This is a genomic window from Aneurinibacillus thermoaerophilus (assembly GCF_019603355.1).
Classification (GTDB): Bacteria; Bacillota; Bacilli; order Aneurinibacillales; family Aneurinibacillaceae; genus Aneurinibacillus; species Aneurinibacillus thermoaerophilus.
Genome location: NZ_CP080764.1, coordinates 3192563 through 3206785 on the forward strand (window position 1 = coordinate 3192563; position 14223 = coordinate 3206785).

The 14223-nt window shown below is 40.8% G+C and carries 13 protein-coding genes and 2 pseudogenes; 4 read left to right on the top strand and 11 right to left on the bottom strand.

Annotated features, from left to right (window positions below):
* Window positions 1–187 precede the first annotated feature (187 nt).
* The 5 genes from K3F53_RS16450 to K3F53_RS16470 form a co-directional block, all read right to left on the bottom strand.
* Window positions 188–1531, bottom strand: coding sequence for a sensor histidine kinase (locus tag K3F53_RS16450; RefSeq protein WP_057897585.1), 1344 nt, complete (start codon window positions 1529–1531; stop codon window positions 188–190).
* Window positions 1528–2199 carry a response regulator transcription factor gene (locus tag K3F53_RS16455; RefSeq protein WP_057897584.1) on the bottom strand — a complete coding sequence of 224 codons (672 nt, stop codon included), beginning with the start codon at window positions 2197–2199 and terminating at the stop codon, window positions 1528–1530. Before K3F53_RS16455 ends, K3F53_RS16450 begins: the two co-directional genes overlap by 4 nt.
* A gap of 174 nt (window positions 2200–2373) precedes the next feature.
* Entirely contained in the window at window positions 2374–3579 is a 1206-nt protein-coding gene (locus K3F53_RS16460; RefSeq protein ID WP_057897583.1) for a S1C family serine protease, read from the bottom strand.
* Window positions 3580–3949: 370 nt separating this feature from the next.
* Complete coding sequence (locus tag K3F53_RS16465) at window positions 3950–4393, bottom strand: hypothetical protein (protein WP_057897582.1); 444 nt, start codon at window positions 4391–4393, stop codon at window positions 3950–3952.
* Between the two features lie 439 nt (window positions 4394–4832).
* The gene (locus K3F53_RS16470) at window positions 4833–5006 is read right to left on the bottom strand and encodes a hypothetical protein (protein WP_156423990.1); all 174 of its coding nucleotides are present in this window, start codon (window positions 5004–5006) and stop codon (window positions 4833–4835) included.
* Between the two features lie 313 nt (window positions 5007–5319).
* On the opposite strand from K3F53_RS16470, the gene tnpA (K3F53_RS16475) reads away from it, so the two are divergent.
* The gene (gene tnpA / locus K3F53_RS16475) at window positions 5320–5718 is read left to right on the top strand and encodes an IS200/IS605 family transposase (protein WP_082705854.1); all 399 of its coding nucleotides are present in this window, start codon (window positions 5320–5322) and stop codon (window positions 5716–5718) included.
* Window positions 5719–5722: 4 nt separating this feature from the next.
* Window positions 5723–6778 carry an RNA-guided endonuclease TnpB family protein gene (locus K3F53_RS16480; protein ID WP_057897581.1) on the top strand — a complete coding sequence of 352 codons (1056 nt, stop codon included), beginning with the start codon at window positions 5723–5725 and terminating at the stop codon, window positions 6776–6778.
* Between the two features lie 199 nt (window positions 6779–6977).
* On the opposite strand, the gene K3F53_RS16485 is transcribed toward K3F53_RS16480, so the two are convergent.
* Both K3F53_RS16485 and K3F53_RS16490 read right to left on the bottom strand, forming a co-directional pair.
* Entirely contained in the window at window positions 6978–7619 is a 642-nt protein-coding gene (locus K3F53_RS16485; protein WP_220559129.1) for a GDSL-type esterase/lipase family protein, read from the bottom strand.
* 210 nt (window positions 7620–7829) lie between these two features.
* Window positions 7830–8090, bottom strand: a complete 261-nt coding sequence (locus K3F53_RS16490; protein ID WP_057897579.1) for a hypothetical protein — start codon at window positions 8088–8090, stop codon at window positions 7830–7832.
* A gap of 285 nt (window positions 8091–8375) precedes the next feature.
* Between K3F53_RS16490 and K3F53_RS16495 the strand changes: the two genes are divergently transcribed.
* The gene (locus K3F53_RS16495; RefSeq protein WP_057897578.1) at window positions 8376–9422 is read left to right on the top strand and encodes a S8 family peptidase; all 1047 of its coding nucleotides are present in this window, start codon (window positions 8376–8378) and stop codon (window positions 9420–9422) included.
* A gap of 329 nt (window positions 9423–9751) precedes the next feature.
* Window positions 9752–10048: a hypothetical protein gene (locus K3F53_RS16500; protein WP_057897577.1), complete on the top strand. Its 297-nt coding sequence runs from the start codon at window positions 9752–9754 to the stop codon at window positions 10046–10048.
* A 1048-nt stretch (window positions 10049–11096) separates the two neighbouring features.
* Here the strand turns inward: K3F53_RS16500 and tnpB are convergent.
* The 4 genes and pseudogenes from tnpB to tnpA (K3F53_RS16520) form a co-directional block, all read right to left on the bottom strand.
* A pseudogene (gene tnpB / locus K3F53_RS16505) lies at window positions 11097–12196 on the bottom strand (IS200/IS605 family element RNA-guided endonuclease TnpB).
* Window positions 12197–12203: 7 nt separating this feature from the next.
* A pseudogene (tnpA, locus tag K3F53_RS16510) lies at window positions 12204–12404 on the bottom strand (IS200/IS605 family transposase); the annotation flags it as partial.
* Between the two features lie 211 nt (window positions 12405–12615).
* Entirely contained in the window at window positions 12616–13710 is a 1095-nt protein-coding gene (locus K3F53_RS16515) for an RNA-guided endonuclease InsQ/TnpB family protein (RefSeq protein ID WP_220559130.1), read from the bottom strand.
* Window positions 13710–14126 (bottom strand): IS200/IS605 family transposase, encoded by a 417-nt coding sequence (gene tnpA / locus K3F53_RS16520; RefSeq protein WP_082705853.1) that lies wholly within the window; start codon window positions 14124–14126, stop codon window positions 13710–13712. The genes K3F53_RS16515 and tnpA (K3F53_RS16520) overlap by 1 nt, the downstream gene beginning before the upstream one ends.
* Window positions 14127–14223 lie beyond the last annotated feature (97 nt).

Genomic DNA, 14223 nt, shown 5'->3' on the forward strand with positions numbered 1-14223 from the left:
TCCACATATTAAGAAAGAAACAGGACTATCCATACTCACCACATAAAAACATGCAGTGAAAAATACACCTTTCCTTCCTTCGCGCCTTTTTATCTTTCTATTCTGTACCAAACCAGGCAAAAGCGAAAAAGCGGCCGCCAAAACATCGCAACCGCTTTTTCGCTCTTGTCGTGAAGGTATGGAGATGTTAAGCCGAACAAATTTGTAAATAAAAAGCTACACCCCCCTCTTCATTCCTCGCCCAGACTTTCGCCTGATGAAGATCGGCGATGCGCCTGACAATCGCCAAACCAAGCCCAAATTGTCCTTTCTTTCCTTTATAAAAAGGATGAAAAATGGCTTCCAGAGCATCTTGGGAAATCTTCTCTCCATCATTCCAGATTCGCAAGGTTATATATGTCTGTTCCTGCTTTTTTTCTTTTTGCGCTGAAATTATAATTTGTTTCGACGCATAACGAATTTGATTGTCCAAAATGTTCTCTAGCGCCACTTGCAACTGCTCCCGGTTTCCTTGCACCACCACGGGGATCAACTGCATCTTCCATTCAAGTTCCACACGCTGAAAACGCAAACGATTTACCACTTCATGAACCAACTCTGCCATATCGACAGGCTGAAAAACCTGCTCCTGATCAGATAAATAATCAAGTTTTGTTAAATACAGCAAATTTTTTATTTGCTTTTCTAGACGCTCCGCTTCTCCTTCAATCACATTCATTGTACCGTGCAAATCTCCTTTTGGATAAATTCCGTCCTGCACGGCTTGTATATAACTGCGAATGACCATAACCGGCGTTTTCAATTCATGGGAAACATGCTGCAGGAAAGAGCGCTGGGCTTCATCTTGCTGAATAAGTTTTTTCCGCATTCTCTCAACCGATTGCGCTAACTTTCCGATTTCGTCCTTTCTATCCAAAAGCAAAGGTTCCGACCAATCCATATCTGCGATGCGTTTTACATGTTTTTCAATCTTGATTAGTGGGCGTGATAAATATTTCGCTAGCCAAAAGGAAAAAGGAAAACTTATTACCAACACAAATCCTAAAACTCCGATTAACTGTTGAAAAAGCGATTGAATGATCCGGTTTTCATATTCTTCCCATACATAAGAGAAAAGATAAACATCCTGTCCATCGACTTCTCCCTTGCGAATTACATAAAAAATCTTTTCACCCGCTATGTTTCCTACATACCTTTGCGAATCACTCTCTTGCTCAAACGCTTCCCTTTTTACCTCCTGCAAAAAGGACAAAGGAAGATCAGTCGGAGAAACGATGACTACTCTATCCCCTAACAAAAAAACATGCTTGACTACTCGAATATTTTCAAGCTTCTGTCGTGCCCCGGGCGGAATGTTTTCCATGTCATGTATCCAAAGCAAATTTTGAGCATCCTCAATTCTCGTATAAATCTCCTGGGTTAAAAAAGGACGAACAGTTAATGGAACCAGCAAAACGACAAGCAAGGCCAACGCTACCATAAAACCGGTAAAGACGAGCCAAATTTGTACGGCTAAGGATTTATTTTTCATTGCTTTACAACCCTATACCCATATCCGTATATTGTCTCGATACGCAAGTCAGGCATTTTTTTGCGAATACGCCTTACAATGTCATCCACTACTCGATCCGTACCAAAATAGTCTTCTCCCCATACATACTTTAAAATCTGCTCCCGTGAAAATGCTTGGCCCTGATTTTTCGCAAACAAAAGTAAAAAATCGAATTCTTTGGATGTCAATTCGATGATCTGCTGATGATGCATAACCATTCTTTTCGACTCGTCTATCGAATACGGGGGCAGGGAAATTACACAGGTGGAAACAGAAGCTTTCCCGTATACACGCTCCAATAATTTACGTGTACGAATGACCAGCTCACGCGGCAAAAAAGGTTTAGCCAAATAGTCATCGCTTCCCATCTCCAACCCAATGACTCGATCCAGTTCTGCATCCCGGGCGGAAATAAAAATCACCGGAACCTCAGGGGAATCCGCTTTAATTTCCCGAATGAGCTGATAGCCGTCAATATCCGGCAACATAATGTCCAAAATCCATAAGTCGGGCCGATGATGGATGGCCTGCCTTGCTTCTTCCCCGGTTAGAAAAGAAACAACATCCCATCCTTCTTTCCGCAAATAAGAAACAAGCAATTGATTTACATTCTCCTCATCCTCAACCAAATAAATACGAAATGGCATGGTTTCACCCCCGTGACAAACAATTTTTATGGATTAAACATACCGAAAAAAGGGGATGATATGCAACATATGAGAAAAACTCGCAGACGTAAGCGCTCGTTCTTTTTCCGTAAACATTGCAAATACGACGAACAGAAAAAACCGGGGATAGACTCCCCGGTTCCGGTGGTTTCTTTACGGCATGTTTCGTTTTGTAAGTACAATATTGACGCTATGCAGCTTTCCGTCGCGATAGAACGTTACTTTCACTGTATCCCCAACTCGCTTCTGGAATAAATACTTGCGTAATTGTACCGAATTCTCAATTTTTTGATCATCGAGCTGCACAATGACATCATACTGCTTTAATCCCGCCTTCTCGGCAGGGCTGAACTGTTCTACATCTTTCACAACAACTCCGCTCTCCACATCGGCAGGCAATTGCAGCGGGTCTTGCCATGCCTCTGTCGGTACAGCCTGCAAATCGACCGGCGTAATGCCCAACTTCGGACGCTGCACAGACTTGTGCGCAATCAAATCATCAATAATTTTACTCGCGTCATCGATCGGAATGGCAAAGCCTAGTCCTTCCACTCCTGTCTTCGCAATTTTAGAGCTATTGATCCCGATCACCTGACCGGAAATATTCACGAGTGGGCCACCGCTATTTCCCGGATTGATCGCCGCATCCGTTTGCAGAACATTCGTTTCAAAATCTTGCTCCCCATCTCCATCCAGGTCAACCGGTATCGTTCTTTCCGTTGAACTGATAATTCCCTGAGTAACTGTGCGGGAGAATGTCATACCAAGAGGGTTCCCAATGGCAATCGCCGGTTCACCCACCTTAACTGCAGATGAATGACCGAATTCCGCAACCTGTTGAACTTTCGAGCCATCAATTTCAAGGACAGCCAGATCAGTCCACGGATCCGTACCTATAACTTTAGCATCAATGTTTTTCTTACCATTCGCAAGAGATACCTGAACTTTCTGCGCTCCTTCGATTACATGATTATTCGTTACAACATATGCTTTATCTCCAGCCTTGCGAAATACGATCCCTGAGCCGGTTCCTGCTTCCCCACGCGCAACTTGTCCAAAAATATTCGTTGTTTCTTGAATATTAATCACACCGACGACCGCATTTTCCACTTTCTTAACCGCATCGACAACAGCCGAATTAACGTTTACAGAATAATTGGCTATCTCACCGCCGGATGGTGCACTGGATGGTGCCACATTCCAACCTGGGAGATAGCCTGATTTTAGCAGCGTCGGCATCATCATTAACACAAGCAAACCACCCATAATCGCTGAAACAAAAGCAATAAAAACCAGCGAGGATCCTTCTCTTCTTTCTTTCTTAAGCTGACTGGAAAAACTATCATCATAATAGCCCATAGCATGACTCCTTTCTCCACTGCATTTTGCCTAATCGTTTCTATAGCTTCAGAATCGTTTTTATATCTGTTGATCAGTAATTGGTTCTTAATATCTTTTACTGTAAATAAAAAATGCGGAACAAATATCAAGGAATTGTGGGAAATTGTCAAAACATAGTCAACAAAAAAGAGGCCTACTCTCCGTTCACGATGGATGTATCTTAATACAACCTGTGTGAAACGGGAATAACCTCAACAGTTCCTGCGGTTGGCTAGCTTACGCTAACAATCTCATACTTTTTCGGCTCATGCTCGTTTGCATTCCATGTTGTCGCAAAATGGCCTGATACTCGTTCGATGCATACTGGCTCCCTTGATCCGAGTTGTTTCTATAAAATGTTTTTTAACATCGATTGCACCACCGGGTTTTGCAAAAGTTTTATAATCTGGGCAAGGTCTACATTGTCAAGTAAATTTCCCAGGCTGCTTTTTTCTGTGTCTGCTGTTTGGCTACTCTTCGGGGCGGTTTCCGGGGCAGTTTGAACTTCCGCGTTGCTCTTATCGCGCCGCTTTCTTGGTTGTCTATTGTTTCTTTTGGCTAGATACTTTTTAACCTCTGCTAGTTCTACCAGGATATTTTCAAGTTTTTCTCTATTATCCTTTGTCTCCATAATATGAGCTTCAATGTTATACAACGTATTTTCAAGTTTTTCCCTGTCATCTTTTGTCTCGATTATGTTACCTTCTATTTTACGCAGCGTATTTTTAATTCCTAATAATCGCTGGTTGATGACATGCAGCTCTTTTCTCCGGTTTGGACTGCCCTTCTTCACGACAAAACACCTCCTTTTTCTTTTGTACTGCTGGGTCCCATACTCATTGTATGTTAAAAAAGGCATAATAGAGATAAGGCATGTACCTAGTTTATAAACGTACAAAAGGAGAAAGAGGAAAGAACACGAGAAAAGTCCAGGCCATTGTTTTTGTATGGAATATGATTTGACGTTCATTTCTACATAGGAACTTTAGATTTTATTACTGTCCAATCCTATTACTTTATGTAAAAACCCACTTTTGAGCGTACAAAAATGAGGGAACGTATGATTTTTCAGTAATAGCATCTGTTAGATTTTGTTATCCTTTATTTCTTAAAGGTTGTCCTTCCTGCACGGTGAATAGGGGGATTCTTCATTCATATCCCCCGTTCGTTTTCACCCGCACAAGAAAGGCTCACGAGAAGAATAAAAAAACAAACATGAAATTAATTTCGTGTTATTCACGTGATTCCCGTCGTTCTCTGCGTCGTTCTTTGCGTGGTTCACGCTGTTCCTTCGCTGATTTACGTGTTTCCCGCTGTTCTTCACGTCGTTCACGCCGTCCTTTGGCTGATTTACGTGTTTCCCGCTGTTCTTCATCTTCACATCGTTTCCTACCAAAAAGACCCATTCTCTTCCCCCCTTTTCACATGGCATCTAATTCCATACTATGTGGAGTAAGAGCAATGGTTATATTAGTATCTCGCTTTATATGCATAATGTGAAAATTGGGCGCATAGAAGATAACGCCCGATAATTAGAGGTACTTTTTTTATCCAAGCACATTTTCATTTATTACAGAAAATACCGTCTGAAAGCCCACGGTTTGAATCGTGGGGTGAAAGACAGCGTTGCTCGATAATCCCTTCATGGGATTGCTTAGAGCAACAATTTTTTATCTTTAATTGTTGCAGTATGACTATTAAACTGGTACGATCCATAATATGGAACAAGAATATCGAAGAACGAAAACAACTGTATCTTTAATTAACTATCATTTTGTTTTCTGCCCACGTTATCGAAGAAAAGTGTTAGTGAACAGAGTGGAAGAGCGATTCAAGCAGTTAGTAGAAGAAATTTGCCAAGAGAATGATTGGATCATTCTTGCTATGGAAGTGATGCCTGATCATTGCCATTTGTTCTTGAATTGTCTTCCCTCTGATTCTCCATCAGATATTATGGCAAGAGTGAAAGGAGTGACTTCCAGACGATTAAGACAGGAATTTAAACACCTGTCTCATCTGCCAAGTCTTTGGACACGCTCTTTCTTCGTTAGTACAGCAGGGAATGTATCAAGTGAAACAATCAAACGCTATGTGGAATCTCAAAAGAAAAGGGGGTGAATCGATGCCAACGATCACACTAAGGCTAGAACTACACAAACCGACTCAAGTCAAACAGGAAATGTACCAACGAATGACAGAATTGAACACAGAATTTGCTAATTGGCTATTGCATCATCCTGAATTAAACAAAGCAACGAGCAAGATATTTAAAGACTTTTCGTCACAAAAGTTTCCTTCTGCTATCGTTAATCAGACTATTCGAGAAGTAAAGTCCCAAAAGAAAAATCAGAAGGCAAAGACGTTTAGAAAACTATGGTGTTGCTTTAATAATCAAAACTTAAAAGTAGAAAAGAAAGGAGATTTCTACACGGTTGCTTTTCCAACATTAGAGAAAATAATAGGTGTACCCGTTGTAGCACGTCCATATCAACAAGCATGGCTTAATCGAATCATTAACGGAACGGCAAAACAAGGAGCGGCTAAACTGTATAAGAAAAAGAAAAAATGGTACTTAGCCATTCCAATCACTTTTGAAGTAGAACAACGGAAAGAAACTAAAGTCATGGGAGTTGATCTAGGACTGAGATACATAGCTGTCGCCAGTGTTGGAACAAAATCATTATTCTTCAAAGGAAACCAAGTTGCTTTTATTCGTAGATGTTTTGCGGCTAGACGAAGAAAGCTAGGTAAACTGAAAAAACTTTCCGCCATCAAAAAATCAAAAGATAAAGAGTCTCGTTGGATGAAAGATCAGAACCATAAAATCAGCCGTCAAATCGTAGATTTCGCATTGACCAACGGTGTTGGTATCATTCGAATGGAAGATTTGACGGATATTCGAAATAGGGCAAAGTCTAAAAAAGAAGCTGGTAGAAACCTTCATTCATGGGCTTTCTATCAGCTACAGAAAATGATTAAGTACAAAGCAGAAATGGTAGGTATCCGCTTTGAATTAGTTAAACCAGACTACACTAGTCAAACTTGTAAATGCGGTTATAGGGATAGGGCAAACCGAAACGGTATACACTTCAAGTGCAAAAAATGCGGATACACCATACATGCGGATCTAAATGGAGCAATCAATATCGCAAAGGCCATTTCTGGGTTAGTAGCCTAGCGTACTGGTAACAGGTACGCCGCCCGTGTGGGTACACTCTAACCACATGGGACGGGGTGATGACACACCCTCGAACTTGGGCGTTGTCCAAAACGGAAACGGACTGCGGACGCTAACGAACCAAGAATCCCACGGCTTCAGCCGTTTGGAGTGTCAAATAAGAGATGCATGAGATGATGGGCACGTAGTTAGACAAGTGTTAAGGTTTATAATCTAATCTTCTAATTGTTTCTGCTATTACTCGATGACCTTTATAGTTTGGGTGCTTACCATCAATAAATAACAGTGTATTTTCATGATGTAAAAAGGCTGCATATACAGGGGCAATCTTTGTATAGGAGTCGGCTGCTTTATGGAGAATTCGATTTAGTTTTTTCACCGACTGCCGAGCCAGAGGGAATTCAGGCAGCGGATTATAAAGTTCGATATAGAAGATCATATAAGAGGTAGTGGAGGATTTTTTTATGTTTTTAATACTTTGATCAATGGAAAGGAAATTACGTTGAAAATTTTGAAGCGCTATTTCTACTGTTTTTTTATTCTTCGTTTTATCATAAACACGACCTGCCTGAATTAAATCGTTTCCACCAATGGAACATGTGATGATATCTGCTGTCTGTATGGCTTTGAAAAAGGTGATGTCATTTCTGATCCTGTGCAACAATTCTTGACTTGTCCAGCCGGGCCGCCCTAAATTACGAAAAATGACACGTGTTTTCCAATCTTTTTCTATAAAATCTCGATACTGGTGAGCATATCCATAATTAAACCAAGCTCCAATCCCTGCGGTAATAGAGTCTCCTATGGCTGTGTAACGTAGAGGTGATAACACCTTCCTCATTTCTCTTTGCCTCTTCCCTTATGATTTTATTTAAACTAATGATAGGAGAATGGGTGATTTTCTATTCGGTATATATTTCGTTCCTACCTTCATTTAAAATCCATCGGAGAATTGAGATGTGCTTCATATGAAAGATAAAGGGAGATGAAAGTGAAATTGTATATCGGCGTAATTTTTCACTTTTACCATCATTTTTTGTTCGGAAATTATTTAGCTTCGCATTTTTTTCTTAATGTCATTAATCTGTTCCATATTAACTCCGCTTTTTAGAAGCATAGATAGCAAGGAAAGAGAGCCTCCACCTTTAGAAAAACTTCTAAACTGCTGAACATATTTGTTAAGTTCAGCCTCTGAAAACGTCTTTCCATGTACTTTTCCAGCAGCTTTTATTGCTTTTTTTATCGTTTTTTCATCGTTCCATTTGTCTTTTGGAATCTTCTTAACAATTTCAATAATAGCATTTATATTCATCCAAGTACTCACCCCTATCTTGTAAGATACTATATTGTATTGTTAAAAGTTTTGATATGTAACGAGGCAATAGCATACATTTTGAATTTCACTGTCCTAAAAATGTTAAATGTAGTATTTTTTTTTTGCTTGTTTACTAATGGATACAGCAAGATTTTGTTTACATCCCTTCTCTTCTTCCATAAAATAGGGCAAAAATTTAGGTATCTCCCTTCTCCTATTACATCCCCATTCACTCAATTTTTCATATACTGGTACTACCATGTAGAAAGAGGAGGCTGATTTATGGCAAAACGTTATCTGATTCATGTAAAAGCTAATATGAATCAAGCTCGTAAAGTCTGTATGAAGCAGAATGGGATTGAGATTTTGTACTGCCACAAGCATTTCCCCTTCATCGTTGCTAATGTTGAAAACATCAAATTTTTTAGTAAGCATCCCGCTTTTTCCCTTATTGAGGAGGACATTCAAATCCGGGTACACCGGGCCGCCCCCTCTACCTTCAATCCGTCTGCATCTCCCATTCCCTGGAACATTCAGGCCGTTCATGCACCGGACGCCTGGCCCAAAAGTACAGGGAAGGGCGTTCGTGTAGGCGTACTGGATACCGGCATTGCCTCCTCGCATCCGGCTCTGCGCGGCCGTGTTGCTGGAGGATATAATATCATTGGACAAAGTCGCAATTTTGCAGACGATAACGGACACGGCACTCATGTAGCTGGTATCATTGCCGCTAACGGTCGAGCCGGTGGCCTTTATGGAGTTGCTCCAGAAGCGCAGCTCTATGGGATTAAAGTGATGGATCGGGACGGCAACGGGAGAATTAGTGATGTAATCAGGGGCATCGAATGGGCGATGGATAACCATATACAAGTGCTGAATATGAGCCTTGGAGACCGTAACTATAACGCCGCCCTGGAATACGCCACACGAAAAGCTCACCAGAAGGGAATGATTTTGGTTGCATCGGCAGGAAACGATGGGGAACGCAGCGGACTTGTAGATTATCCTGCACGTTTTCCATGGGTCATCTCAGTCGGAGCGGTTGATCAGGAGATGAAGCGGGCTTCCTTTTCGAGCACAAGAGGCCCGGTGGACATGATGGCACCTGGTGTAGACATAAGAAGCAGCTGGAAAAGCGGATATAGGACGGAGAGCGGTACCTCAATGTCAGCCGCGCATGTTAGCGGTGGAGCGGCTCTCGTGCTTAGCCGCCATCCTGAGCTGAATGGCGCTAAGGCTGAAAGTTATTTAAAGCGCCTAAACAAGCGAAGTAGAGTACGGAAGGGATACGGACATGGGCTCCTGAATCTCTCTCCCCTTTCAGAATAAGACTCTACATTAGCGATAAAAAACGCTACGGAAACCAATCCATAGCGTTTTTTTATTCAACAGGAATGCTGTTCCGTTTATACCAGAAGTCTATGTCCGTCTCGTCAATGCTTCGTAGTGGAATGAACACCGTTATAAACATATCGACAACTGGACGTATGCCTACATTTGATGCTTTCTTTTTTGAGGATATCATCCATTGTTTTCGTCCATTCGGCGAAAGGAATGTGATACCAAATCTGGACGATTATTCGGGCACTTAACTAAGACAAGACGTTGTATTTCCTCATATCCTATAGTGAATTTATCAAGAAAGGAGAAATCAAAGAATGCCTACTCTTCGTCGAACATTAACAAAAAACATAGGGAAATGGACGGTAATTAATACAAAGGCTGGTGCCCTTCACGTAAAGATTGAAAGCGTAAATAACAAAGGCGCTATTGTATTACTGCCGGACCATTATACGGTTAATGATCCTTCCGTTAAACTCCTGGAGAAGAACGTGAACACAAAAGCAGAAGATGTTCATACGGCACAAAGATTTTTTAGACGCAGACGACGTTTTTTCTTCCGTCGGTTTTTCTTCCCATTCAGCTTTTTCTTATTCCCGTTCTTGTTCATTTAAGGGGGGCTGTTGTTTCTTATCTGCCATGGATGACTCTACATCCATGGTTTTTTGTTTTGCGATAAACGAGGACAGCGTGCGTGATGGATGACAAAAAGGTTGTCTTTACTGGCAGTCTTTTATGACTTGAGCTCCTTCCCTTGTGAAAACAGACGCTCTTATCAATGACTTGGCACATGCACACACAATAATCACCAAAAGAATAAAGAAAGTAAGAAGGATTGAAAATTCGCTAAAGAAGCCATCACAAAGTCCTCTTCTCTTCTTGTTTAGGTTTAGGTGAAGACATAATTAATGCTATTCAGGTAGGTATGGACGAGTGTTAGGCGAATGCCTCTCTTTAAGAGAAACAAATACCCCTGTGAAGAAATAGGAATCATTTTTGTGGTCTGATATCCCCGTTATGTAAAAAAGGATAACTTTTAATCGCTCAAAAGTGATCCGAGGATTTGAGTTTTCTGGAAATGATATCGGGGTAATTCTCCTACTGTTTCTTAGGAGATTCCCCTGCTGCTATATAACGAACAGGGGAATCCTTTCCTACCTATTAGTCACATGCACACGCAATAATGACCAAGAGGATAAAGAGAACAAGGATAACACCAATTTCCTCTCTGTCACCAAAAAAGCCCATGTGATCACCTCCCATGTTCAATGAATTGAACGCTATACTGCATACTACGTAGATAAGTACAGACGAGTGTTAGGTCACCGTCTTTTTTCAAGGTTTCAGGCTTGTCACTTACAAATAATGAAAAAAGCCAATCTGATAATAAATACAGATTGACTTTTTTTGAATAAGCTTTTAATTTCTATGCCTGTTTTTACTTGTCCGTTCCTATGTCTCGGTCATTATTCGTGGCTTTTGAAAATTCGGTTGGCATCATTCGATATTTACATAACTTTTTTCTTTTTGTTAAAGCAATAACCTTGATAATTGAACCTCTCATAGCTAAAGCCACGAGATTCTTGGCTAGTCCGCTCTACCGAGCAGAATTAGTACATGATGTACCCCAAGCTATCCCCGCAGTTCCTGCGGTTCCTGCAATTATGCAGATAGTCGTCTTTTGCCTTCGGCAAGAATATTCAAACTTGCGTTTACATCGCGGTCATGGGAAGTATTGCATTCCGGGCATTCCCATTGTCGCAAGGTAAGATTTTTAACTTCTTTGTTTTGGTATCCGCAACATGAACAGATCTGAGAGGAAGCAAATTTTGCCTACGACAACAACAGTGCGACCATACCACTTTGCTTTGTATTCAAGCATCGTTCTGAATTGATACCAAGACACCTCGCTAATCGCTTTGGCAAGTTTATGATTCTTCATCATATTAGACACTTGCAAATCTTCAATCGCAATCATGTCGTGGTTTTTGACAATATGCGTTGAAATCTTTTGCAAGTAGTCTTCTCGAGCATTTGCAATACGTTCATGGATTCGGGCAACCTTCATCCGTTGCTTATTCCAATTTGAAGAACCTTTCATACGTCTAGAAAGAATGCGTTGAGCGCGTTTGAGTTTTTGCTCCATACTCCGTAGAAATTTTGGATTCTCGAACACTTCACCTGTCGAAAGAACAGCGAAGTCTTTGAGGCCAACATCAATTCCAACTTCGCTGTTTGTTTTCGGCAATGGTTGTACATCGTTTTCAACCAAGATAGAGACAAAGTACTTACCAGAAGGATTGCGTCTAATCGTAGCATGTAAAATCCGACCTTCCACTTCTCTTGATTTCGCAAAACGAACAAGCCCAAGCTTCGGAAGTTTAATTTTGTTTTCTACAATCGCAATGTTTCCGTTGGTGTGTTTCGTTGTATAAGACTGAACCTTATTCTTTTTGCTTTTGAAACGTGGTGCATCGTTCTGTTTCTTGAAAAATCGTGAGTAAGCATCGGCAAGATTTTTTACTGACGACTGAATGGCGATGCTGTCCACTTCTTTTAGCCAAGGTAATTTTTTTCAGATTCGGCAATTCAGAACAACAGGCTCCATATGACAACCCTTTGCCTGTTGCTTTGTACGTTTCGTTCCACTTTGCTAAGAAGTAGTTAAACACAAATCGACTACATCCCATCGTTTTAGCGATTAAGACTTCTTGTTCTTTGTTTGGATAGATACGGAATTTGTATGCTTTATTGACTACCATTGTCTTTTCACCTCACTTTCTGATTTTGAATGTATTGTCGTATCTGCGTTTCTGTATGTTCGCTAGCCGTTGCCACAAAGTAGGATGGATTCCAAAGATCCCCTCCCCATAGTTTCTTTTTTAACTGGGGAAACTCTTTAAATAGCAACCTTGCTGAAACTCCTTTTAACGTTTTGATAATATTTGGAATTAAGTGTTGTAGATTACAATAAAGCTATAGAGAGCTTAAAAGCTTTTTGTTGATTTATTAATTTCTATTTAATCTTCGATTCATCAGCTTCTTCCAAATATCCCGGAATACTTGAACTACCTCTTTTTTTATCCGTGAACCTCTCTCCAATAAATTGGAGAGCTTCTCGCTTCATCGAGCCGACTATTGTCGCACTCTCCACGAAGGCTAGTCCCTAGCCTAGCGTGTCTTACGACACGTTTTGTAGTTGTTGTACTGCCCGTTTGAGAATGTTTTTGGCGGCATTTACATCACGGTCACATTCAAATCCACAAGAAGGGCAATGATGTGTCCGTACAGCCAATGTTTTCTTTACGATTTCATCACAGCTTGAGCATTGTTGACTTGTGTTTCGTGGATCAACCAGAACAACACGCTTACCAGCACTTTCAGCCTTGTAAGTGGTGAACTGTACAAGTTGATTCCACCCTGCGTCTGCAATACTCTTTGCAAGATGATGATTTTTCACCATGTTTGTGATTTTCAAGTCTTCAAAGGCGATCAAATCATAGCGATTGACCAATTGACGCGAAATCTGATGAGCATTATTTCTGCGCTGATTCGCAATGTACTCATGCTTCTTGGCGAGGAGTGCCACAGCCTTTTTACGGCGGTTTGACCCTTTCTTTCGCCTTGATACGATACGCTGTAACTTTTTGAGTTGTCGCTCGCTTTTACGCAAATACTTGGGGACATGATAAAAATCACCATCCGATGTGATCGCCAGATGCTGTAAGCCCAAATCTACACCGATCTTTTTCCCTGTTGATTGCGTTTTTGTTTCCATTTCACAGGACAAACAAACATAATATCGTCCATTTTTAGCGATGACTGTGCACGTTTTGATTATACCTTGCACTTGACGATGTAGTTTGATTCGAACGGTTCCAACTTTGGACAGCGTGATGTATTTTCCTTCGAGTGAAAATCCTGATTGCGGATACGTGAAACTGTGATAGCGATTCATCCCTTTGAAGCGAGGAAATCCTGCTTTTTCGCCACGCTTCAACCGTCTGAAAAAGGCTTGATACGCTTTATCCAGACGTTCGACTACGTTTTGTAAGACTTGCGAATGAACATCCTTATACTCTTCACACACCTTTTTCAGCGCAGGTAACTCTTTCTTTTGGGAATAGAACGTCAGGGATACACCACACTTTTTATACGCCGTAATTCGCTGTTCAAGCAAGGCGTTATAGAGCCATCGGCAATACATGAGCGTTTCGTTTATTCTTTCTCGCTGTTCTTTGGTTGGCTCAATACGAAACTTATACGTTCGTAGCATTACGAATCTCCTTTTTTCTGATTTTCGATATAATTGCGAATTACATCTTCTGAGATCGAACCAATGGTTTCGATGTAAAAGCTACTGTTCCAAAGATGACCGCCCCATAATCTTTTTTTCAGTTGTGGAAATTTCAAAAACAGTTTACGGGCAGAAATTCCTTTCAGCATTTTCACAATATACGAGGGGGGGATCTTTGGATGAGCAGAAGCAAAAACGTGAATGTGGTCTTGTTCGCCGACTTCCATCATGACGACTTCAAACTCTTTTTCCTGTGCGATTTCTTGAAAAAGGTCTTTCAAGTAGCCTTCTATCTCGGAAGTGAGTACTTTTCTTCGGTATTTTACAGACCAAACGATGTGATAATTAACATTGTAGACACAGGTTCGAGCATGTTTTATGGTAGATTTTTTCATACATATAGTATAGCACAAAAAGCTGTTTAACATGTATTATATTGAGCGTTTTCAATTACATATAGTCAGTGAAAATAACAAAAAATTTGCCCTTGTA

Bases quoted from the DNA above. Each gene is read 5' to 3' on its own strand.
- K3F53_RS16515 (WP_220559130.1), bottom strand. From the start codon at position 13,710: ATGCTACGAACGTATAAGTTTCGTATTGAGCCAACCAAAGAACAGCGA.
- tnpA (WP_082705854.1), top strand. From the start codon at position 5,320: ATGGAACAAGAATATCGAAGAACGAAAACAACTGTATCTTTAATTAAC.
- K3F53_RS16485 (WP_220559129.1), bottom strand. From the start codon at position 7,619: ATGAGGAAGGTGTTATCACCTCTACGTTACACAGCCATAGGAGACTCT.
- K3F53_RS16460 (WP_057897583.1), bottom strand. From the start codon at position 3,579: ATGGGCTATTATGATGATAGTTTTTCCAGTCAGCTTAAGAAAGAAAGA.
- K3F53_RS16480 (WP_057897581.1), top strand. From the start codon at position 5,723: ATGCCAACGATCACACTAAGGCTAGAACTACACAAACCGACTCAAGTC.
- K3F53_RS16500 (WP_057897577.1), top strand. From the start codon at position 9,752: ATGCCTACTCTTCGTCGAACATTAACAAAAAACATAGGGAAATGGACG.
- tnpA (WP_082705853.1), bottom strand. From the start codon at position 14,126: ATGAAAAAATCTACCATAAAACATGCTCGAACCTGTGTCTACAATGTT.
- K3F53_RS16455 (WP_057897584.1), bottom strand. From the start codon at position 2,199: ATGCCATTTCGTATTTATTTGGTTGAGGATGAGGAGAATGTAAATCAA.
- K3F53_RS16490 (WP_057897579.1), bottom strand. From the start codon at position 8,090: ATGAATATAAATGCTATTATTGAAATTGTTAAGAAGATTCCAAAAGAC.
- K3F53_RS16470 (WP_156423990.1), bottom strand. From the start codon at position 5,006: ATGGGTCTTTTTGGTAGGAAACGATGTGAAGATGAAGAACAGCGGGAA.
- K3F53_RS16495 (WP_057897578.1), top strand. From the start codon at position 8,376: ATGGCAAAACGTTATCTGATTCATGTAAAAGCTAATATGAATCAAGCT.
- K3F53_RS16450 (WP_057897585.1), bottom strand. From the start codon at position 1,531: ATGAAAAATAAATCCTTAGCCGTACAAATTTGGCTCGTCTTTACCGGT.